The organism is Thermonema sp., from assembly GCF_026003375.1.
Taxonomy (GTDB): Bacteria; Bacteroidota; Bacteroidia; order Cytophagales; family Thermonemataceae; genus Thermonema; species Thermonema rossianum.
This window is the reverse complement of sequence record NZ_BPHD01000002.1, coordinates 630,016-650,734: the sequence shown is the minus strand read 5'-3', so window position 1 is coordinate 650,734 and position 20,719 is coordinate 630,016. Positions and strand designations below refer to the sequence as shown.

Annotated in this window: 18 protein-coding genes; 12 read left to right on the top strand and 6 right to left on the bottom strand. The window is 49.9% G+C overall.

The features are described 5' to 3' along the window. Nucleotides 1–100: 100 nt before the first annotated feature. On the bottom strand, nt 101–2,050 hold the full coding sequence (locus QVE43_RS08015) for an ATP-dependent DNA helicase RecQ (protein WP_288005891.1): 1,950 nt from the start codon (nt 2,048–2,050) through the stop codon (nt 101–103). 115 nt (nt 2,051–2,165) lie between these two features. On the opposite strand from QVE43_RS08015, the gene QVE43_RS08010 reads away from it, so the two are divergent. Then, a complete protein-coding gene (locus tag QVE43_RS08010) occupies nt 2,166–3,623 on the top strand; it encodes a hypothetical protein (protein WP_288005888.1) in 1,458 nt (485 codons plus the stop codon). Nucleotides 3,624–3,713: 90 nt separating this feature from the next. Here QVE43_RS08010 and QVE43_RS08005 read toward each other — a convergent pair whose 3' ends face one another. Further along, on the bottom strand, nt 3,714–4,778 hold the full coding sequence (locus QVE43_RS08005) for an adenylyltransferase/cytidyltransferase family protein (protein WP_288005886.1): 1,065 nt from the start codon (nt 4,776–4,778) through the stop codon (nt 3,714–3,716). Next, nucleotides 4,771–5,751, bottom strand: coding sequence for a biotin synthase BioB (gene bioB / locus QVE43_RS08000; protein ID WP_288005884.1), 981 nt, complete (start codon nt 5,749–5,751; stop codon nt 4,771–4,773). The genes QVE43_RS08005 and bioB overlap by 8 nt, the downstream gene beginning before the upstream one ends. Before the next feature lie 120 nt (nt 5,752–5,871). Here bioB and dapF point away from each other — a divergent pair, with 120 nt between their 5' ends. The 5 genes from dapF (at nt 5,872) to QVE43_RS07975 (ending at nt 13,836) form a co-directional block, all read left to right on the top strand. Further along, nucleotides 5,872–6,657, top strand: a complete 786-nt coding sequence (gene dapF / locus QVE43_RS07995) for a diaminopimelate epimerase (RefSeq protein WP_288005882.1) — start codon at nt 5,872–5,874, stop codon at nt 6,655–6,657. Nucleotides 6,658–6,775: 118 nt separating this feature from the next. Continuing rightward, the gene (secA, locus tag QVE43_RS07990) at nt 6,776–10,126 is read left to right on the top strand and encodes a preprotein translocase subunit SecA (protein WP_288005879.1); all 3,351 of its coding nucleotides are present in this window, start codon (nt 6,776–6,778) and stop codon (nt 10,124–10,126) included. Between the two features lie 77 nt (nt 10,127–10,203). Next, the gene (locus QVE43_RS07985; protein ID WP_288005877.1) at nt 10,204–10,779 is read left to right on the top strand and encodes an SPOR domain-containing protein; all 576 of its coding nucleotides are present in this window, start codon (nt 10,204–10,206) and stop codon (nt 10,777–10,779) included. A gap of 76 nt (nt 10,780–10,855) precedes the next feature. Beyond that, nucleotides 10,856–12,385, top strand: coding sequence for a gliding motility-associated C-terminal domain-containing protein (locus QVE43_RS07980; protein ID WP_288005874.1), 1,530 nt, complete (start codon nt 10,856–10,858; stop codon nt 12,383–12,385). Next, entirely contained in the window at nt 12,385–13,836 is a 1,452-nt protein-coding gene (locus QVE43_RS07975) for a PorP/SprF family type IX secretion system membrane protein (RefSeq protein WP_288005872.1), read from the top strand. Before QVE43_RS07980 ends, QVE43_RS07975 begins: the two co-directional genes overlap by 1 nt. Before the next feature lie 5 nt (nt 13,837–13,841). On the opposite strand, the gene QVE43_RS07970 is transcribed toward QVE43_RS07975, so the two are convergent. Continuing rightward, on the bottom strand, nt 13,842–14,252 hold the full coding sequence (locus QVE43_RS07970) for a DUF4783 domain-containing protein (RefSeq protein WP_038028292.1): 411 nt from the start codon (nt 14,250–14,252) through the stop codon (nt 13,842–13,844). A gap of 152 nt (nt 14,253–14,404) precedes the next feature. Here QVE43_RS07970 and gpmI point away from each other — a divergent pair, with 152 nt between their 5' ends. Continuing rightward, entirely contained in the window at nt 14,405–15,937 is a 1,533-nt protein-coding gene (gene gpmI, locus QVE43_RS07965; protein WP_288005868.1) for a 2,3-bisphosphoglycerate-independent phosphoglycerate mutase, read from the top strand. 145 nt (nt 15,938–16,082) lie between these two features. After that, entirely contained in the window at nt 16,083–16,427 is a 345-nt protein-coding gene (locus tag QVE43_RS07960; protein ID WP_288005866.1) for a 4Fe-4S binding protein, read from the top strand. Here QVE43_RS07960 and QVE43_RS07955 read toward each other — a convergent pair. Next, a complete protein-coding gene (locus QVE43_RS07955; RefSeq protein ID WP_288005863.1) occupies nt 16,409–17,344 on the bottom strand; it encodes a sterol desaturase family protein in 936 nt (311 codons plus the stop codon). The genes QVE43_RS07960 and QVE43_RS07955 overlap by 19 nt on opposite strands. A 73-nt stretch (nt 17,345–17,417) precedes the next feature. On the opposite strand from QVE43_RS07955, the gene QVE43_RS07950 reads away from it, so the two are divergent. From QVE43_RS07950 to rlmB, 3 genes are read left to right on the top strand one after another with little or no spacing between them, the layout of a single operon-like run. After that, a complete protein-coding gene (locus QVE43_RS07950; RefSeq protein ID WP_245605262.1) occupies nt 17,418–18,149 on the top strand; it encodes a pyridoxine 5'-phosphate synthase in 732 nt (243 codons plus the stop codon). Nucleotides 18,150–18,182: 33 nt separating this feature from the next. Beyond that, nucleotides 18,183–18,812, top strand: coding sequence for a thioredoxin family protein (locus QVE43_RS07945; RefSeq protein ID WP_288005860.1), 630 nt, complete (start codon nt 18,183–18,185; stop codon nt 18,810–18,812). A 43-nt stretch (nt 18,813–18,855) separates the two neighbouring features. After that, nucleotides 18,856–19,617 carry a 23S rRNA (guanosine(2251)-2'-O)-methyltransferase RlmB gene (gene rlmB, locus QVE43_RS07940; protein ID WP_038028297.1) on the top strand — a complete coding sequence of 254 codons (762 nt, stop codon included), beginning with the start codon at nt 18,856–18,858 and terminating at the stop codon, nt 19,615–19,617. Here rlmB and QVE43_RS07935 read toward each other — a convergent pair. Further along, entirely contained in the window at nt 19,607–20,194 is a 588-nt protein-coding gene (locus tag QVE43_RS07935) for a VWA domain-containing protein (protein ID WP_038028298.1), read from the bottom strand. The two genes, rlmB and QVE43_RS07935, sit on opposite strands and share 11 nt — an antisense overlap. A gap of 68 nt (nt 20,195–20,262) precedes the next feature. On the opposite strand from QVE43_RS07935, the gene QVE43_RS07930 reads away from it, so the two are divergent. Next, nucleotides 20,263–20,712, top strand: a complete 450-nt coding sequence (locus tag QVE43_RS07930) for a hypothetical protein (RefSeq protein ID WP_288005855.1) — start codon at nt 20,263–20,265, stop codon at nt 20,710–20,712. The last annotated feature ends 7 nt before the right edge of the window (nt 20,713–20,719 follow it).

Here is a 20,719-nt window from a genome sequence, read left to right as displayed (position 1 = left end):
CTTCTGTTTTTAAAATGTGTTAACTCTAAGTTAACAATTTATTAACATTGAAACAAACAAAAAGGCGCCCATATACGGCAAACAGGTGTAAGAAATTGGCTTATGAGGGCAAAACCCATTCAATTATTTGGGCATCGTTGATTCTGATATAGCCTTCCCGGCTTAAATCTTCGAGGGCTTGCTCAATGAGTTTTAAGTCCAATTGTTTGATGTGTTTGCGCAGGTCTTCCAGAGGCAGGGGGGCTTGGCGGCACAGCGCTTTGATATGCTCTTTTACATTTTGAAGGCGCTCTGCCGCTTTTTTCTTTTTCTTTTCACCAATACAGTAGTCACAGAAGCCGCAACTTTGCTCGTTTTTTTCACCGAAGTAATGCGCAATGAACAAGCTGCGGCAGTGCTGTCCGCGGCAGTATTGCTCCATGGCTTCTACCTTCGCCAGATGGTTCTCTTTAAGCTCTTGCAAAAGGTGGTAGCGCAGCGGAAGCCGTTGAGCTTGATGGCGGGGCAGCAAAAAGGTAATCTGACTGCCCTCGCCGGCAGCTTGGTAGTCCATGACGCCTGCTTTGCGCAATTGTAAAAGAGCGTGGTGCAGCTCTTGGGGCTTCATGCTTAGCTTCTTTGCCCATTCATTGAGCGAAAAGGCATGGTATTCAGTAAACAGCTTGCCACCACCCAAGCGCAGACACCCTTTGATGACGCCTTCAAGATGGGGGCTTCGCAGGATAAAATCGTAAAGGTCTTTTTGATTGAGCAGCACATGCAACTGAGCCGGGCGGTAGAAGTCTTCGGTAAACTCGATAATGCCCAGTTGCTCGAGTGCTTTGAGCGAAAAATAAGCTTCTTGGGCAGAGAGGCCGCTGCGCGTCTGCCATTGCTCGAAATGAAAATCGAAACTTTGACCTTCGCCACTGCCTACAGCCAATTGAAAATAGTTGCTGAGCGACTCATAAGCCCGCCGTAAAACGGCTTCGGGGGGATAGCTGCGTTCGATTTGTGCTTTGAGCTTTTGAAAGTCGGAAGCATGGTAAAGCAGTACGGCATAGGCGGGCTGTTCGTCACGCCCGGCACGCCCGGCTTCTTGGTAATAGGCTTCCGGCGAGGCGGGTGGGGCTATATGCAACACCAGACGGACGTCGGGCTTGTCGATGCCCATGCCGAAAGCATTGGTTGCTACCATCAGCCGAAGGCGGTTGTGTATCCATTCGTTTTGCTTGTGGTTGCGTTCTTGGGCGCTCAGCCCCGCATGGTAGTAGCCGGCAGAAAAACCCTTCTTGCGTAGCCAAAGTGCCAGCTGCTCACATCGCTTGCGTGTATCGGCATACAGAATGGCGCTGCCTTTTACTTTTTGCAAGATATACAGCAGTCTTTCTGCTTTGTTTTCTTCTTCAAAGACCGAATAAGACAGGTTGGGGCGCAAAAAGCTTTTTTGAAAAAAACGATAATCGGAGCTGAACTCCAGCTTCTCGCGAATGTCTTGTTGCACTTGTGGCGTGGCCGATGCCGTGACGGCAAGAGTAGTAGGGCGCTGTGGAAGCTGCGCCCGGAAACGGGTTATTTGCAGGTACGCCGGACGGAATTCGTAGCCCCATTGTGAAATGCAGTGCGCTTCGTCTACAGCCAGCAGTTGAATGTTCATTTTCTTTGCCCGCTCAATGAAAAGGCTTGTTTGCAGGCGCTCGGGCGATACATATAAAAAGCGCACATTGCCATAGATACAACGATCCAGGGCGAAATCGATTTGCCGGTGGCTCATGCCGGAGGTGATGAGCTCGGCGGCAATGCCCCTGCGTTTTAGCTGTTCCACTTGGTCTTTCATGAGCGCAATCAGGGGCGACACCACCAAGCATAGACCCGGACGCAACAAAGCCGGTACTTGGTAGCAGATGGATTTGCCCCCACCGGTGGGCAACAGAGCCAAGGTATCGCGCCCTTCCAATACCGAGCGGATGATGTCCCACTGCATGGGCCGGAAGGACGTGTAGCCCCAGTATTGTTTTAAAACACGGAGCGCTTCAGCTTCGGAAGGCAGTTGTGTGTGTTCGTAACTCATGAAAATCAGGGATATAGTAACCTTTCCTTTGAATTTAAGATTTTTTTGTGTTTGTATTGCCTGATTTTTGCTAATGAACTAAAACGGTTTTTTGTTTGAACAAAACACAAGTTGTATGAAAAAGATTTTACTTTGGGGCTTGCTGACAGCCTTTGCTGCAGCACCCGCTTGGGCTCAGCAAGACGGGCAAGATACTTATCAGGACCCATCCATGACCATGGGGCTGTCTGCTATGGACAGCATGAGTGTGTTTAAGCTGCCTTTCGTGTACACCAAAATTGGCGAGCAGCAGTATGTAGGTTTTCGCATTCAGCCCGAAATTGCCATTTGGAAAATAGGCGTGGGCTTCGACGTGCCTTTGTTGTGGAATGTGGAAACAGGCGAGCTGCGTAAAGACGAGTTTCAGAACGGCGTGGGGGCGCTGCGTATGATGCGCTATCTGCGCTATGGCTTCAAAAAGCGCGACAAGGTATATGTGAAGATAGGTGACATGACGGGCGAGTACATAGGTTTTGGTGGTTTGGTCAACCAATACACCAACTCACCCTCGTTTGAAAAACGTGCCGTAGGTATCAGTGCTGACATCCGCCCCGTTCCGTACTTTGGTATTGAAGGGCTTTATGGCAACCTGAGCACTTCGGGCTTGTTGGCGGTGCGCCCTTATGTGCGTCCTTTGGCAACTACCGAAATACCCGTAGCCAAAACGGTAGAAATAGGCTTTACCTATCTGCAAGACCGCGACAATACCGATTACACAAAAGTATTTCAAGATGACGAAGCAGTCAATGATCCCTCCAATCTGCCTTCTACCTATTATGTACGCGATGGGCTAAGTGCCTGGGGCGTGGATATGGGCGTTACGGTTGTGAACAACTCCATGCTGCGCCTGACGGCTTACACCCAGTACAACAAACTGAACAAAATAGACTCGGACAGCCTGCGAGCACGCCAGTTGGAGCTGGCTATTGCCAACCCTGAGCAGGCTGACCTTATCAACGGTTACAAAGCCGGTACCGGTTTTAGCTTTGGGGTGCATGCGGGCATCAACTTCGTTGCCAATATCTTTAACTTAGATGTGCGCTTGGAGCGTTTGTGGTTTAGCGACTACTATCAGCCACAGTTTTTCAATGCCATTTATGAGCTGAACAAAGATGCCAAAATTGAAAGCCTGTTGACCACTACTTCCTTGACCGGTACTTTTGGTGCCTTGACCGGTACCATCATCAACAAGGTGCGTTTGGGGGGCGGCTTGCTCTTGCCCGACAATGTATCGGAGCAAAACCCTGCATACATCTATCTTACTTTGGATGCCAATGAGTTGATTGACGGGTGGATCATTCAAGGTTCTTATATCAAAGGACAATTGGCTGACTTGAGCGACGCCTTTACCTTGGACCAGCGCTCTTTGGCACAGGGACGCTTGGCTTACCGCTTTGCCAAGTTTTTGGCTTTGGGCGTAGATGCCAAGTGGACTTTTGCCCGCACGGTGGAAGATGGGGTAGAGAAGTTCAAAGTACAGCAGTTTATCATGCCTTACTTCGGTTTACACGTGCCGTTTAACCTGAACAAATAAACCATAGAGCTTATTCTCCAATAAAATAAAGGGCAACCTCCGGTAAGCAGGTTGCCCTTTGGTTTGTCAGAGTATCCTTTTATTGAGTGTTTAAGTCATAAAACGCTCTTCAATGAAATGCGCGAGGTGGGGCACCGGCAGTTCGGGCAGATAGGGCCGGCTGTAGCCTTTGCCTATCTTATCCAGGTTGCGCAGGGCCGAAGAGCTGATGTGTTCGTATTCCACATCGCAGTGGAAAAATACGGTTTTAAGATTGTGCTTCATGTCGCGCATAAACTGCAGCTGGTTCATCTCATAAGCCAAATCATCGCCATTGCGTAGCCCCCGGATAAGCGTTACGTCGGCATACGCTTCTTTGCTTGTCAGATAATCGGTAAGCAGGCCTTCGAAGCCTTCGGTTTGGCGGTAATACAGTATGGGGCTGATGGCGTCGCGGGTCAGTGCATCGGTTTTTTCCGGATTGATGCCCCGCGCTATGATGACCTTGTCAAACACTTGCTCGGCTTTCACCAAAATATTATAGTGCCCTTTATGAAAAGGATTGAACGAGCCGGGATAAACACCAATTTTGGGCTTATAGTGCAGTAGGTAATCGTAAAGGCTTTGCAAGTTGTTTTGATTTTCGGGATAGCGCTCTATCCAGTGCTGAAGCAACTTCAGGCGCGCTTCGCGGTAAATACGGTAATCAAAGCACTGATATTCCTTAAAAATGGCAGCCTCCCACTGCAGCAACTCCACAAATGAGCCGTGGCGCAATAGGTGGGTATCGAAGCGGCAGAATAGGACCGAAAGCGGGTGGGTAGCTTCGTGGGTGCGGGTGTCCAGGATAATCTGCTTTACCAGTGCAGCGGCTTCGCTTTGTTGCGGGCAGTCGGCTTCGAACAAAGCAGCCGATAGTTCTTCATTATCTGTGCGCCAAGGCAGATATACCGCATCATGGTAAAAGGCAGATGCTATCAAAATATGCCTTTCGCTGTCTTTCACCTCGCTTTGCTCTATACAGCCCAGCAGCTCTTTGAGGTGGGCAAGGTTATGATAAAAACGATGCGGCTCTTGCCACCTTGTCAGGAGGTGTTCGTAAGACTTGATGCCGAAAAAAGCAAAGGTGTCGTGGTATTGTTTGAGCCACGACACCTCCGGGGTTTGATTATGCATGCTCACAACGGTTTGCTTCTTGTTTGTAAGCCGGACGGGGTTTTAGTTGTAATATTTGGAAAAGCTTTTGGTCTTCCACGTAATCGGGGTTGGGGGTGGTGAGCAGTTTGTCGCCGGCAAAGATAGAGTTGGCACCTGCCAGGAAACACAAGGCCTGCTCTTCCACGTTCATACGCACGCGTCCTGCCGATAGGCGCACCATTGCCTTGGGCATCAGAATACGGGCGGTGGCTATCATGCGCACCATTTCCCACACAGACACACGCGGCTGCTCTGCCAGCGGGGTGCCCGGCACCGGAACCAACGCATTGATGGGCACCGATTCGGGGTGCGTACTCATGGTAGCCAGCGTATGCAGCATGGCTATGCGGTCTTCTTCTTTTTCGCCCAAACCTATGATACCACCTGAACAAACTGAAATGCCGCTTTTGTTGACAGCCTCGATGGTCTTCAAACGGTCTGCGTAGGTGCGCGTCGATATGATGTCGTCGTAATAGTCTTCACTTGTATCCAAGTTGTGGTTGTAGGCATAGAGCCCCGCTTCCTTTAATTTTTGTGCCTGCTCTTCGGTGAGCATGCCCAGGGTACAACATACCTCCAAGCCCAAATTGGCTACGCCTTTCACCATCTCAAGCACTTTGTCGAAGTCGCGGTTATTGCGCACTTCACGCCAAGCGGCGCCCATACAGAAGCGGGTGCTGCCTGCTTCTTTGGCTTCCAGTGCTTTTTTGAGCACGGTTTCCACATCCAGTAGTTTGTGCACTTCCACGCCGGTATTATAGCGGGCTGCCTGCGGGCAGTAGGCACAATCTTCCGGACAGCCGCCGGTTTTAATGGAAAGCAGGGTACACACCTGCACTTCGTTGGGGTCATGATATTGACGATGCACCGTAGCGGCGCGGTAAATCAAATCCATGATAGGGGTTTGGTAAATGTCACGCACTTCTTCAAGTGTCCAGTCGTTTCGTATCATAGCCGTATGATTTTCTTTTGTGTATTCAATTATAGAGAAGAAATTTGCACTTTGCAATTTGAAGCAAAAATATTGAATAAAATTGAGAGTAGGCATTGCGCCTTTTAAATCTGCATTTTTATGGATAGCATCTCTTTTGAAAAATACCAGGGCGCCGGCAACGATTTTATCATTATCGACAACCGCGCAGGGCACTTCCCCAAGGATGAAGCCGGGCTGATTGCGCGTATGTGTCAACGCCGTTTCGGCATTGGAGCCGACGGGCTTATTTTGATAGAACACGCGCCGCAAGCCCACTTCAAGATGATTTACTTCAATGCCGATGGCTACGAAGGGTCTTTGTGCGGAAATGGTGCGCGCTGCGCGGTGGCTTTTGCCCATAAACATGGCATCTGCCCGCAGTCAGTAGTTTTTGAAGCCTACGACGGCATGCACGAAGCAGAAGTACTGAGTAACGAAATTAAATTGAAGATGCAGGACGTGACGGAAGTCAATGCCATGTCGCCGGAAGCCTGCTTTCTGGACACCGGCTCGCCTCATTATGTGCAATGGGTGAAAGAACTGGCCGCTTTTCCGGTGCTGCAGGAAGGAAGGCGCATCCGCTATGCCGATCCCTTCGGACCAAAAGGCACCAACGTGAATTTCATTGAACATAAAAGCCCCGGAACCATTGCCATCCGCACTTATGAGCGTGGCGTGGAAGACGAGACCTATGCCTGTGGCACCGGCGCTACGGCTGCCGCTTTGGCCGCTGCTTTGCGTGGCATGCCTTCGCCGGTAAAAGTGGAAGCTTTGGGCGGCACTTTGACGGTATATTTCCGCATGCTAAGCCCCGGACATTTCACCGACATTTACCTGCAGGGACCGGCCGTCTTTGTTTTCCGTGGTGAATATCCCTTGTACTGACACTATGGCAGTCTTCCTCAAAAAGTTTTGCAAAATGTATTACTTTTGTAGTAAAACTCATACACTTATATTTTGTGTTTTCATAGTAAACGAACGAACTTCAAAATTTGAATAAGCAATGTCGAATATTGTTGAAAAAGCGCTAAGCGCCATTTTTGGCTCGAAAAAAGAGCGAGACCTGAAAAAATTGCTTCCTTACGTTGAAAAAATCAACGCCGAGTATAATAAGCTTTCTTCCTTGAGCAACGACGAGCTGCGTGAAAAAACACGTTCCATTCAGGAACGCATCCGCCAAGAGTTGGCGCCCTATGAGCAGCAAATACAAAAGCTGCGCGACGAGGCAGCCGCCCTGCCGGAGCAAAGCTTGTCTCAAAAAGAGGCACTGTTCCGTCAGATAGACGAAATAGAAAAACAAAGCCTGCAGCATCTGGAAAAAGTTCTGGACGAATGCCTGCCTTTGGGCTTTGCTATTGTGAAAGAAACAGCCCGGCGTTTCAAGGAGAACGAAGAGTTGGAGGTGACTGCCACCGACTTTGACCGTGAGTTGGCTGCCGTCAAAGATTACGTGCGCATCGAAGGCGATAAAGCCTATTGGAAAAACTCATGGGAGGCCGCCGGCAACCGCATCACCTGGGACATGGTGCACTATGATGTGCAGCTGATCGGGGGGGTTGTCTTGCATCAAGGCAAGATTGCCGAGATGGCAACCGGTGAGGGTAAAACGCTGGTAGCCACCTTGCCGGTGTTCCTGAACGCCTTAGCCGGCAAAGGGGTGCACCTGGTAACGGTCAACGACTACCTTGCCCGTCGTGATGCCGAATGGATGGGACCGCTTTATGAGTTCCACGGTCTGCGCGTGGATTGTATTGACAAACATCCGCCACATTCCCCCATGCGTCGCCGGGCTTATGAGGCTGACATTACCTACGGTACCAACAACGAGTTTGGTTTCGACTACCTGCGCGATAACATGGTGCGCCAGCCCGAAGAAATGGTGCAGCGTGGGCATCACTATGCCATTGTCGATGAGGTGGACTCCGTCTTGATTGATGAAGCCCGTACACCACTTATCATTTCCGGACCTATTCCCAAAGGCGACCAGTCGGAACTCTACCGCACCTATAAGCCGCGTGTGGAGGCATTGGTGAACGAGCAGCGCCGTTTGGTCACGCAGCTGCTGAACGAAGCCAAGAAGAAAATAGAAGCCGGCGACACCAAAGAAGGTGGATTGGCGCTGTTCCGTGCTTATCGTGGCTTGCCCAAGTACCGCCCCTTGATTAAGTATTTGAGTGAACCGGGCATTAAGAAGATACTGCAAAAAACAGAAGCCATTTATTTAGCGGAAAACGCTAAGCTGATGCCCGAGGCAGATGCACCGCTTTTCTTCACTATTGACGAGAAAAACAACCTGGTGCAACTGACCGAAAAAGGGTTGGAAGCCATCACCAAAGCAGGTGAAGACCCCGATTTCTTCGTGTTGCCCGACATAGGCACCGAAATAGCCAAGATTGAAAACGACCCGGCGCTTTCCTCGCAAGAAAAAGTAGAAAAGAAAGAAGCCCTCATTGAAGACTATAAAACCAAGGCGGAGCGTATCCATGCCGTCAATCAGTTGTTGAAAGCCTACTGTCTTTTTGAAAAAGACGTCGATTATATCATCGACGAGGGCAAAGTGAAAATTGTAGATGAGCAGACCGGGCGTGTCATGGAAGGGCGTCGCTATTCCGACGGCTTGCATCAAGCGCTGGAAGCCAAGGAGAACGTAAAAATAGAAGACGCCACACAGACCTACGCTACCATTACCCTGCAGAATTACTTCCGCATGTATCACAAACTTGCAGGTATGACCGGTACGGCAGAAACCGAAGCCGACGAGTTTCGCGAAATCTACGGTCTGGATGTGGTGGTGATTCCTACCAACAAACCGGTAATTCGCGATGACCGCCCCGATAAAGTGTATAAAACCATGCGCGCCAAGCTCAATGCCGTCATTGCCGAAATTGAGGAGATGCGCGCCAAAGGGCGTCCTGTGCTGGTAGGTACCACCTCCGTGGAGATGTCCGAAATCATCAGCCGCATGCTGCAGCTGCGCAAAATACCGCATCAGGTATTGAACGCCAAGCACCACCAGCGGGAGGCTGAAATCGTTGCCAACGCCGGGCAAGCAGGTGCCGTCACCATTGCTACCAACATGGCGGGGCGTGGTACCGACATCAAATTGTCGCCCGAGGCCAAAGCCGCCGGTGGTTTGGCTATCATCGGTACCGAGCGCCACGAGTCGCGGCGGGTAGACCGCCAGCTGCGTGGACGTGCCGGCCGCCAAGGCGACCCCGGTTCTTCGCAGTTCTTCGTCAGCTTGGAAGACAACCTCATGCGCTTGTTTGGCTCGGACCGCATCGCCAAAGTCATGGACCGCATGGGCATGAACGAAAACGAGGTGATTCAAAGCAGCATGGTGAGCAAGTCCATCGAGCGAGCTCAAAAGAAGGTAGAAGAAAACAACTTCGCCATTCGTAAACGCCTGCTTGAGTATGATGATGTCATGAACGTGCAGCGTGAACACATTTACAAACGCCGCCGCCATGCTTTGTTTGGCGATCGCCTCGACGTGGATATCAATCAAATGTTTGCCGGTCTGTGCCAAGAGATAGTAGAATCCCTGAAAGCCCAAGACGCTTATGAGGACTTTAAGCTGGAAGTAATTGCTACTTTTGGCTTTGAACCCGCCATCACAGCCGAAGAGTTTGCACGCGAAGAGGTAGCTGCTTTGGTACGAAAGCTTTATGCACAGGCCCGTGCTCATTATGATGAAAAAAATCAGCGCCTGCTGCAACAAATTATGCCTTTCCTGAAAGAAAAATACAAGGAAATAGGCGACACCGTGCGCAACATAGAGATTGTCTTTACCGACCATAAAAAACTGATTCGCATAGCAGCGGACTTTCAAAAGGTCGTGGAGTCGGAGGGCAAGGAGCTGATACGTGCTTTGGAACGCACCACCGTGCTTGCCCTGATTGACCAAGAATGGAAAGAGCACCTGCGCGAGATGGACGACCTGCGCCAGTCGGTGCAAATGGCGGTGCACGAGCAGAAAGACCCACTCATCATCTACAAGTTTGAAGCTTTTGAGTTGTTTAAAGATTTGCTCGCACGCATCAATCGCGACGTAACCGGCTTTTTGATGAAAGCCACCTTGCCGCAGGCGCCTGCCGAAGTGCGTGAAGCACGCCCGCCACGCGAGCAAGCGCCCAAGCTCAAAGAGCAAAAACCCACTGCTTTGGATGAACAGCCCAAAGCCCATGACCCGGCGCCGGTGCAGAAAACCGCACCTATTCAATCAACCAAAACCATTGGACGAAACGATAAGGTTACTGTGCGCTACCACGACGGGCGGGTGGTCAAAGATGTGAAGTATAAAAAAGTGGAGCAGGATATCTTAAACAATCGTTGCGTGATTATTCAAGAATAGAAGCTTGGAAAGCAGCCGGCAACTGCCGGTTGCTTCTTTTTTTATAGATTAGTGTCTGATTATCAAACGCCATATTTATGCGCTACCTGCTGCTTATTGCTTTCGCAACGCTTCTTTTGGGGTGTGCCCCTCATGGCAGAACACAGAAAAACGAAGCGAAGAAGGACCTTGCCGTAGATACTTTGTTGGCTAAGGTGCGCCCCGTTTATGATTACAACCCCGTTCTTTTTTCTGATTCCGGGCAAAGTGTACGCATTTCCGGCAATAATGTCTTTTTACACCAAGACACCGAAACCATTTTCAGAGCATTGTCTGCTTATAAGCGCATTTTAGTGCGTAAGGAAATGCCCGGTTACCGGGTGCAGGTTTTTGTGTCGCCCGACAGAAGCGAGGCAGTAAATGCAAAAAATAAATGCTACAGCCTTTTTCACCCGGATTATGAAGTGTATTTTGAATACAGCCGTCCAAATTATAGAGTGAAGGTGGGCGACTTTGCCAGCCGGGAAGAAGCCTACGAGCTTTACAAAGAAGCTAAGCGGTATTTCCCGACGGCCATTGTGGTGCCCGACCGGGTGGTGATTATCACCGAGGCAACCGAAGATGATTTGATGCTCATCAGAAAACGGCGGGAGGCTGAAAAAGAAAATCGTTGACAGATAAACTTTACTTTCTGGCTGTTTCCGGAATTAAAGAATAGAGCAAAGAACTGGGCAACAAGCATCATCCGGAATGATACAGATAAACAGACTACTTTTTTTTATATGTTTGAGCATGCCGGCAGCCTTTGGCGGGGGGCTTGATGTGGTGCAAACATTCCCTGCTCACGGAACGGACGATGCGCACCCCAATGCCATTTATTGGGTAGAATTCAATGACTCTATTCAAAAAGGGAGTGGAACAATAACATTTTATGCCTATCCGTCGAACGGCGTACTGCAGGAAATAAGCATAGCCGATGACGAGGTGTGGATAGAAGGCAAGCGTTTGTTGATAAACTTGCCCGACATGTTGCCGCCGGATACGGAAGTATGGGTGAAAATCTCACCGGGAGCAGTCATAGGGCAGCAAGGTCAGGTCTTTCAAGGCATTGTCAGCAACAATCGTTGGCGCTTTCGCACCCGTCGAAACTTGTTGTTTTATACGGCGAAAAGCCCCTATGGCGATTGCGTGCCCTTGGAAACTGTTTTGGAAATAGAGTTTCCGCAATCGGTTGGTACAGGTGGCGGTTCGCTTTTTTTGCTGAAAGACAAAGATACCGTACATATCTGGGCTGCCGGCGAAGGCATGCGTGTTGATAGCAATAAGGTTCGTTATGAACTTCCCTTTGCCTTGGAGCCTCTGCAGCCTTATTATGTTTTGGTCGATACGGCCGCTTTCTATGCTGCCGGTGCTCTTGCTTTTGTAGGCATCAACGATCGCAACCAATGGCACTTTTCAACCGGTGTGCCTTCGCCTGAAACCATCAATGGAGCAGCTTGTGCCGGGGAGCCGTGTGTTGTTCAGGCTGCGCCCCCTCTTGACTTGCCTGCCGGCGAAGGTTCTTTTTTGTGGTATGACAGCCCCGTAGCAACTGCCCCCCTGACAAACCCACAAGGTGAGCCTTACCGGGAAGCTACTTTTCTGATAGAGCAGCTCAATGAAAACACAACGCTTTTTGTCAGTTGGGTATGGCAGGGATGCGAGAGTGCCCGCAAACCTGTGCAGGCAAGACTATTGCCTGCGCCCAAAGTGAAAATCAAAAAGCCGGCCTCTTCGGTTTTTGAAGGAGACACCATCACACTAAACGCAACGGGGGCAGAATTTTACTATTGGACACCCGCCTCGATTATTGTGGGAGATACGATCGGAAGCCAAGTGCAAGTCAAAGCTACTGCCGGTGTCCCTATAGTAGTGGTTGGCGAAAATAATTACGGCTGTCGTGCAGCCGATACCTTGTATTTAGAAGTACAGCCCCGGCCCGAAGGCAAATTGTTTTTACCTTCCCTTTTTTCGCCCAATGGCGACGGACGCAACGACGTGTTTCGTTTATTAGGCGATGGCGTTGCTACCGTCCATTTGCGCATCTACAATAAGCAGGGCGTCCTTGTGTTTGAAACGGCCGACGTAACGGTTGCCATGCAGCAAGGCTGGGACGGCACCTACAGAGGTGTGCCGCAACCGCCGGATGTTTATTTTTGGGAAATAAAAGGAACCTTTCGGAGTGGGGCACCCTTGCATGTAGAAGGGAAAACCCATGGTATGCTAACCTTGATTCGCTAATGCTACGATACCTCTGTATTGGAGCACTCTTTGGATGCATGCTGCTAAGTCAAGAGGCAGGTGCTCAAGCCGAGTTGTTCACACAGCAAGAAGCGGTTTCCTCTTGGCTTAACCCGGCATCGGTGGGGAGTGAGCTGCGGGGGAGTGCCCGGCTGCTGTATCGCCGGCAATATATAGGCGATGGATATAGTTTGCGCCTACCCTCATTTCAGTTTCAATACCCAATGTTTAACAAAGACCAAACCCATCATTGGGGGGGCGTAGGGCTTGCTTTTATGCAAGAGCAATTGGGCAGAACATCTGTATATAAAAACACCGGCATAGCGCTTTCTTTAGCCTATGCCATGCCTCTGAACGAAGAAACCAAGTTAAGCTTCGGCATGCAGGCAGCCTATTTTTTGCGCCGCATAGAAGAAGGCAATATCTCCACTGAATATCAATACTTGAATGGTGTCCTGGGCGAACCCGCTTTAAGTGGTGAGGACTTCAGCCGTTTACAAGTGGGCTATCCTGCCATTCAGTCGGGCATGATTATTCGCAGGCAGCGCCCGGCAGAAAACACCCCGCTTTTTGAATTGGGCGTGAGTGGCGCTGCGCTCAATCAGCCCAATGTGTCTTTTTACCGGCAGGCAGTTTTATTGCCCCCACGCCTGTTTGCCTTTTTAAAGCTGAGGGCTTGGCACAGCAGAGAAAGTGCCGTATTCCCTTCCCTTCGTTGGACTTACCAAGCGGGAGGTCAGCAGTGGCGTGTGGGGGCTGAATATTATCGTGCATTCCCTGCTTTGAGCCCGGTCTTTAAAGAAGGCGCCATCGGTATGGCAGCATGGTGGCAGGGGAGCTATCTGATGGGAAGTCTTCGCCTACGGCAGGCACAGTATCAAATTTCATTCAGCTATGATGTAAACATAGGCAAAGAAGGCTACCCTACTGCTTTTGAGCTTGGGATAGCATGGATCAAACCTTTTGAGTTGAAGAAAAAATCACGCCGTCGCCGGCTGTCAGCGGCACGCAACCAAACCCAACCGCAAGAAGCCCCCAAAGTGATAGTGTTTACCCGTGAGCCGGTGGAGGTGAAGCCGCCCAAGGCAAATATAGCGTTGACCGGGGCGGAAAAAGAACTATTACAGAGCAGCATTTACTTCGAACAAGGAAGCAGCCTTTTGTCCGATTCTGCCCAAAAGAAACTCAAACAAGTTGCAGAAGTTCTTTTGAAACACCCCGAAATATTTTTAAAGATAGAAGGGCACACTTGCTCTTTTAGAGAAGAAATGGGCAACGAAAAACTATCGATGGAGCGCGCGTATGCCGTGCGCACTTTTTTGAAAGCGCAGGGCATAGAAGAAAAACGCATGATAGTGGATGCCATGGCAGACCGCAAGCCTGTGGCTACGAATGAGACCGAAGCCGGGCGGCGCTTGAACCGCAGAGTGACCTTGGTGCCCCTCTTGTAAATTGACTACTCTTCCGAAATGGTGATGCTGTCGATAAGGTAGCGTTGACGGTATTCTTTTAGTTTGATGAATACGCGAAATCTCTTTTGCGAAGACTGATAGCGCAGAATACTATATACCAGTGATTGTTGATAACTGCCTTGATGAAACACTTCTACCCCTTCGCTCTTGGGCGGATAGTTCTTGAAAAAATCACGCATGATAAACTCTGCCTGACTCTTGCTGTAGGTAGCACGCGTATCGTTGATAGAAAGCTCTACTACTTCATTGAAGTAGCGCGAGAGCTCACGGGCACTGCCTATGCGGAAGGTGCGTTCTATCTCTTCCAGCACGGTATCTTGCCGGGAGTAGTCCGGCGAGGCAGTATGAAAAAAGAAAAAGCCGAATAACAGAATAATAATTTTAGGCATTGCCATCGCTTCGTGCCGATTTTGATAATGATAACTTCACCAAATACAAACACCAAAACCGTACCAACATAAAAAATATCACCGATTTACGAAAAAAAACTTTTAGGATGGATGCCGTATATTTGTATAAATTTCAATAATCAAATGAATATAGCTTCATGAAAAAGGTAATACTTATTATTCTTGACGGTTGGGGATTGGGCGATAACCCGCAGGTGTCGGCCATTGCGCAAGCCCATACACCTTTTTTTGACCATATTATGCAGCACTACCCGAACAGTAAATTACAAGCATCCGGTTTGGCTGTGGGCTTACCTGAAGGGCAGATGGGCAATTCCGAGGTGGGGCATATGAATATCGGTGCCGGGCGCATTGTGTATCAAGACCTTGTGCGCATCAACAAAGCCATTGAAGAAGGCAGCTTGGCAAGCCGTCCGGCAGTACAGGACATGATTCGCTATTGTAAAGAGCACAACAAACCGGCCCACCTTATTGGATTGGTTTCGGATGGTGGTGTGCATGCTCACATAGAGCACTTAAAAGCACTCATAAGCATCTTACGTAAAGAAGGCATCTCCGTGTTGGTGCATGCTTTCACCGATGGGCGCGACACAGACCCCAAAAGTGGCGTGCATTTTATAGAGGACTTGTTGAATCATTGTCGCGAAACCGGCGCCCGCTTGGCTTCCATTGTCGGGCGCTACTATGCCATGGACCGCGACAAGCGTTGGGAAAGAGTGAAAAAAGCTTATGACCTTTTGGTACATGGTATTGGCTTGCCCACACGTGACCCGTTGGCTGCCATACGCGCTTCCTATGAAGAAGGCATCACCGATGAATTTCTTGAGCCCATTGTTTGCGTGGACGAAGAAAACCATCCTGTGGGCTGCATCCAACCGGAAGATGCTGTGTGTTGTTTCAACTTCCGCACAGACCGCGGACGCCAAATTACCATGGCACTGACACAGCAAGACTTCCCCGATTATGAGATGTACAAAATGCCCCTGTTCTATGTGACCATGACCCCCTATGACGATACTTTTGAGGGCGTGCATGTGATTTTTGAAAAAGACAACATACAGAATTCGTTGGGCGAAGTCATTGCCAAGGCAGGGCTGAGGCAGATACGCATTGCCGAAACCGAAAAGTATCCCCATGTTACTTTCTTCTTTTCCGGTGGGCGCGAAGAGCCCTTTGAAGGCGAAAAGCGCATCTTGTGCCCTTCGCCCAAGGTGCCTACCTATGACCTGAAGCCTGAAATGAGTGCTTACCAGGTGCGCGACGCCATCATTGAAGAGTTAAAGAAAGAAGAAGCTCATTTTGTTTGTCTGAACTTTGCCAACCCTGATATGGTGGGGCATACCGGTGTATTCGAAGCCGCAGTGAAAGCCTGTGAAGTGGTGGACGAGTGCGCCAAGGCAGTAGTAGAAACGGCACTTGCGCACGGCTACACGCCTTTGATCATTGCCGACCATGGCAACGCCGAATACATGATTAATGAAGATGGAAGCCCCAATACGGCACACACTACCAACTTGGTGCCTTGTGTGTTGATAGACGAAACCTTTAAGGGCACGCTGAAAGATGGCATTTTAGGCAATGTGGCGCCTACTATTTTGGAATTGATGGGATTGGAAGCGCCGGCTGAAATGACCGAACATTCGTTGCTGGAACATGTGCCGGTAGAGTAGTGCACGGCAATAGTCCGTTGCTTTGTGAGAGCGGGACAAAAAGCCCGCTCTTTTTTTTTTGAAACTTTAATACACAAAGCCGGGCAATAAGAAAACCTTAGCCATAAACGAACCGTAAGATGTTCATTATAAAATATTTGTTGTTATGACCTATGTTGTCACAGGGCTATGCAAGCGCACCGGCGAATGCCAAGAGGTATGTCCGGTAGAGTGTATTGTAGTGCCGCCATCGCACACACCATGGCGGCGGGCTTTCATCGACCCCTATACCTGCATCGATTGTCACGAGTGTGCAGAAGTGTGTCCGGAAGGTGCCATCTTTCCGTCGGATAAGGTGCCTGTAAGTTACTCTTTAGGTGCAGACGCTGTGTACACCCCTATGGAAGGGGCACCGGTGCAAGGCGAAGGCAAACAAGTGAACCTGCAAGAAGCCATTCCGGAAACCTATCGCTTCTTTGACGAAGGACCCGGCTATGCCGTGGACGGATGATGATTGTCCTCGGACTTCTGCCGGCGGCGCATGATTTCTTTTACTGTAAGGCTGCTTCCGTCGTGGCTCCAGCCCGGCGGATAAAAAATGTATTTGAGTTTGTCTTTCCAAGTGGGCGCCCGCCTGACATCTTCCCACAACGCCTTGAATTCGGCAACAGCTATTTTTACCGGATTCTTTGTGTCGATATTTTTGGTGAGCCCGTACACCACCGCTTCGTCTTCCGGTTCAAAGGTGCCAAACAAGCGGTCCCAAATGATGAAAATGCCCGCGTGGTTCTTGTCTAAATATTGCAGATTGACCCCATGGTGTACGCGATGATGCGAAGGTGTATTGAAAATAAACTCTACCCATGCCGGCAATTTCTTAACCACCTGAGTGTGCAAAAAGAATTGATAAATCAGGCTGATGGACACCATGCTGAATACCATCAGCGGATGAAAACCCAGCACAGGCAACCAAGCATAAAACAAAAACTTATAAAATCCTTCTGTCCAGCTTTGGCGCAGGGCTACGGCAAAGTTATAGTCTTGCGAAGAGTGATGATTGGAATGGGCTGCCCACAATAAACGCACTTCGTGGCTTAAACGGTGATGCCAGTAAAATGAAAAATCATCGGCAAAAAGCAATAGCACCCAACCCATGACGGTGAAGCTCAATTGCTCTTTGAAAAAGCCCGTATGCTCGTATATTTTCCAGAAAACGTAAAAATAAAAAGCCTTGACAAAGAGGTTGATAACCAAAGAACCCAAGCCCATTGCCAGACAGGCCGCAGCTTCTTTGAATTCATACAGCTGCAATTTCTCTTTGAGGTCAATCCATATCTCAATGACCATGAGCAGAATGAACACCGGAATGGCATAAGTAACCGGATCGTTGGTTCCGCTGATTTGTGCCATGATTGAAAGCCAGTCCATCGCCTTAAAACTTTTTAAGCATCTAAATTTGTTGTTTAATATACAAAAAAAGCAACAGTAGAACTTTACGAGCATGATGAAAGAAACCAAACTCAGCGTAAATATCAACAAGATTGCTACGCTCCGGAATGCACGCGGCGGCAATGTGCCGGACGTCATCCGGGCGGCTGTTGACATAGAGTCCTTTGGTGCCGACGGCATTACGGTACACCCCCGCCCCGATGAGCGGCATATCCGCTATGCCGATGTGTATGCTTTGAAAGAGGTGCTTACTACCGAGTTCAACATAGAGGGCAACCCCATTGAGCGTTTTATGGATTTGGTTTTGGAGGTGAAGCCCACACAGGTAACCTTGGTGCCCGACCCGCCCGATGCGCTTACATCCAATGCAGGATGGGACACCGTTGCCCATGCCGGTTTTTTGAAAAAAGTGGTAGCCCGGCTCAAAGAGGCGGGCATCCGCGTATCTATTTTCGTGGACCCCGACGAACGTATGGTAGAAGGGGCTGCAAAAGTAGGCGCCGACCGCGTGGAACTTTATACCGAGCCTTATGCCCGTTTGTATGAGCAAGACCGGGAAGCAGCCATTGCCCCTTATTTGAAAGCCGCCGCCGCCGCCCGTGATTTGGGCTTGGGGCTCAATGCCGGACACGATTTGAACTTGGACAACCTGGCATATTTGAAAGAGCAGATTCCTTTTTTAGATGAAGTATCCATTGGCCACGCCCTGATTAGCGATGCACTTTATTTTGGCTTAGAAAACACCGTGCAGCTTTATTTACGCCGTTTGGGGCGCCAAGCTTGATTTTTTATACAACCTTCACAATACTTTTTACTCATGAAAAATGCAGTCATTCAACCGCCAGTGCTTGACCAAGCCTTTACATACGAAGGCTATGTGCGCTTTATGGACGAGCTGCTGGCACAAGGAAAAACCACCGGCGACAACCAAAGCGAAGAAATGGTGCACTATACGCGCATGAACCGCCGTCGTATGGAGCGCATCCATAAAATCGGAAAAATAGATGAAGACTTGCGGCGCCTGTTGCAGTCGGTGCATGATGAATGCTACTGGGTGGTGCTTACCGAGCCATGGTGTGGCGATGCCGCACAAAACGTGCCTTTTCTTTACTTAATGGCGAAAGAAAATCCCAAGATTGATTTGCGTCTGCTGCTGCGCGACGAGCATCCCGGCATCATGGATCACTACCTGACCAATGGCGGAAGAGCCATCCCCAAACTTATTTGCATTCGCAAGAGTGATTGGGAAGAGTTGGGCACATGGGGGCCCCGTCCCCGCCCGGCGCAAGAAATGGTGATGGCTTACAAAGCCAATCCGACGGAAGACTTTTGGCAGTTTGCCGAAAAGCTGCATAAATGGTATGCCGATGATAAGGGAGCACACCTTCAGGCTGAAATGAAGCAGCTCATAGCAGCATGGGCAGAAGGCACTGCCGCTTCCTTGTAAGCAGGCAGATTTTGCTAACTTGCGCATTCCAAACACAAATACTATGAGTGAAGAATTGGAGTTAATCTACGGCTTTCATGCCGTGCTTGAAGCCATAGAAGCGGGGCAAAGCATCGATAAAATATGGGTGCAGCAAGAGGGCGGCAAGTCGGCACAGCTGCAGGAGCTGTGGCAGGCGGCGCGTGAGCACCGTATTCCGGTAGTGCGTGTGCCGCGCTCGAAAATACAAAAGCTGGTGCCCAAAGGGAGCCACCAAGGTGTGCTGGCTTTTATTGCCCCCATTGCTTTTGCCAACCTGGACCACATCTTAGACGCTGCTTTTGGCAACGGTGAAGTGCCCCTTCTGCTGATGCTCGACAAGGTCAACGATGTGCGCAATTTTGGTGCGATTGCGCGCACAGCCGAGGCGGTGGGGGTGCATGCCATCGTGATAGGTGAAAAAGGGGCTGCGCGCATCAATCAAGACGCAGTAAAGACCTCCGCCGGTGCTTTGATGCATGTGCCTGTGTGCCGTGTGCAAAGCCTGGTGAAAACAGCCCGCTTTTTAAAAGACAGCGGCTTGCAGCTCGTGGCGTGCACCGAAAAAGAAGATAGTCCACATTATGCGGTGGACTATCGTTTGCCTTCGGTTATTGTGTTGGGGTCAGAAGAAAAGGGCATATCGCGTGAGCTGTTGCAACTGGCCGACGCCTTCGCCCAAATTCCCATGCGAGGGAAAGTATCTTCGCTGAATGTGTCAGTCTCAGCCGGCGTGGTGCTGTATGAAGCTTTGCGCCAGCGCGAAACACAGCATTTTAGTCAGTGAATGCCTTTTCCATGATTTGCGTGAGCGAATATTCTTCCATTTCTTCCAGGGTCACCGTATCTACAATGTCGTGAGCGGCACCGGCCTTCACCAAATCGTCATCTAATGCTTTCAGGAAAGCCGTGGCGGCCGGGTCCGTGCCTACTTGTATGAAGGAGATGGCTACATCCATTTGGCTTTTTACTTTCTGCGAGAAATGAATGATGGTATTGACCACAGCCTGGTGGTCGTCGGGTTCGCCGTCGGTTACGACCAATATCAGCTCTTGCTCGGTGCTGCCGTTTTTCCAACGGTTTTCCACCTGTTGTAGTGCGTCTTGCAATACGGCTGCCAGATCGGTGCCGCCGCCCGGTTCATTTTCTTCATACACTTCGCTCACTCGTGCCGCCGTTACGTTGTCGTAGCGCTTGAAGCGCCCGGAGAAGGTGTAGAGTGTCATGCCGTTGGGGTCTTTTTCTTCGCATTTATATGCCAAGGCAATGGTAGCTTCTTTGCAGGCTTCCCAACGCGAGCGCCCGCCCTTTTGGTCCCTGATAATCATGGAGCCGCTTTTGTCTAATATAAGGGTGCATTTCATTTTTAATCTGTATTTTGGTTTGTTGTTGCTGTTTACTGAAAAAATACAAAAATACATTGGAATTCCCCATGCGGACGTCTTATTTTTTGAGTTTTCTTTTGCTTGTGTTATGTGTGTGTGCGTGCAGTCCCCATCCACGCCGGTGGCAAGGGCAGTGGCAGCCGGAGCGGGTGCAAAACAGGCACTTGCAGCGGGTAGGCGATGCCTTGTTTATATTGCGTTTGTTGGGTATGGAAGAAGCTGTGGTGGGGGAGCTCGCGCAACAGGTGGGGCGCCAATTGAGCATCGAACTTCAGTCCGGCGGGGGCTTTGAATGCCGCCTGCCGGGCGGCGTGCGCCTGCTGCGTGGACGGTGGCGCCGGCGTGTGTTGCCGCGCCGTCTGGAACTGCAATTTTCTTTGCCTGTTGTCCGTAAAGAGAAGCGCCTGCAGCTGCCCGTTCGTTTTTCTGAAAGTCATATGTATTGGCACAACTTTGACCGCAACGGCAGCGTTATCATCTTGAAACGTAAACAATAAATGCATT

What these genes read in the sequence shown, in the direction of transcription:
- QVE43_RS07980 (WP_288005874.1), top strand. Translation starts at nt 10,856, where the DNA reads ATGATACAGATAAACAGACTACTTTTTTTTATATGTTTGAGCATGCCG.
- QVE43_RS08010 (WP_288005888.1), top strand. Translation starts at nt 2,166, where the DNA reads ATGAAAAAGATTTTACTTTGGGGCTTGCTGACAGCCTTTGCTGCAGCA.
- QVE43_RS07970 (WP_038028292.1), bottom strand. Translation starts at nt 14,252, where the DNA reads ATGGCAATGCCTAAAATTATTATTCTGTTATTCGGCTTTTTCTTTTTT.
- QVE43_RS08005 (WP_288005886.1), bottom strand. Translation starts at nt 4,778, where the DNA reads ATGCATAATCAAACCCCGGAGGTGTCGTGGCTCAAACAATACCACGAC.
- QVE43_RS07985 (WP_288005877.1), top strand. Translation starts at nt 10,204, where the DNA reads ATGCGCTACCTGCTGCTTATTGCTTTCGCAACGCTTCTTTTGGGGTGT.
- QVE43_RS07930 (WP_288005855.1), top strand. Translation starts at nt 20,263, where the DNA reads ATGCGGACGTCTTATTTTTTGAGTTTTCTTTTGCTTGTGTTATGTGTG.
- QVE43_RS07945 (WP_288005860.1), top strand. Translation starts at nt 18,183, where the DNA reads ATGAAAAATGCAGTCATTCAACCGCCAGTGCTTGACCAAGCCTTTACA.
- QVE43_RS07960 (WP_288005866.1), top strand. Translation starts at nt 16,083, where the DNA reads ATGACCTATGTTGTCACAGGGCTATGCAAGCGCACCGGCGAATGCCAA.
- QVE43_RS08015 (WP_288005891.1), bottom strand. Translation starts at nt 2,050, where the DNA reads ATGAGTTACGAACACACACAACTGCCTTCCGAAGCTGAAGCGCTCCGT.
- QVE43_RS07950 (WP_245605262.1), top strand. Translation starts at nt 17,418, where the DNA reads ATGATGAAAGAAACCAAACTCAGCGTAAATATCAACAAGATTGCTACG.
- dapF (WP_288005882.1), top strand. Translation starts at nt 5,872, where the DNA reads ATGGATAGCATCTCTTTTGAAAAATACCAGGGCGCCGGCAACGATTTT.
- QVE43_RS07955 (WP_288005863.1), bottom strand. Translation starts at nt 17,344, where the DNA reads ATGGACTGGCTTTCAATCATGGCACAAATCAGCGGAACCAACGATCCG.
- bioB (WP_288005884.1), bottom strand. Translation starts at nt 5,751, where the DNA reads ATGATACGAAACGACTGGACACTTGAAGAAGTGCGTGACATTTACCAA.
- secA (WP_288005879.1), top strand. Translation starts at nt 6,776, where the DNA reads ATGTCGAATATTGTTGAAAAAGCGCTAAGCGCCATTTTTGGCTCGAAA.
- gpmI (WP_288005868.1), top strand. Translation starts at nt 14,405, where the DNA reads ATGAAAAAGGTAATACTTATTATTCTTGACGGTTGGGGATTGGGCGAT.
- QVE43_RS07975 (WP_288005872.1), top strand. Translation starts at nt 12,385, where the DNA reads ATGCTACGATACCTCTGTATTGGAGCACTCTTTGGATGCATGCTGCTA.
- QVE43_RS07935 (WP_038028298.1), bottom strand. Translation starts at nt 20,194, where the DNA reads ATGAAATGCACCCTTATATTAGACAAAAGCGGCTCCATGATTATCAGG.
- rlmB (WP_038028297.1), top strand. Translation starts at nt 18,856, where the DNA reads ATGAGTGAAGAATTGGAGTTAATCTACGGCTTTCATGCCGTGCTTGAA.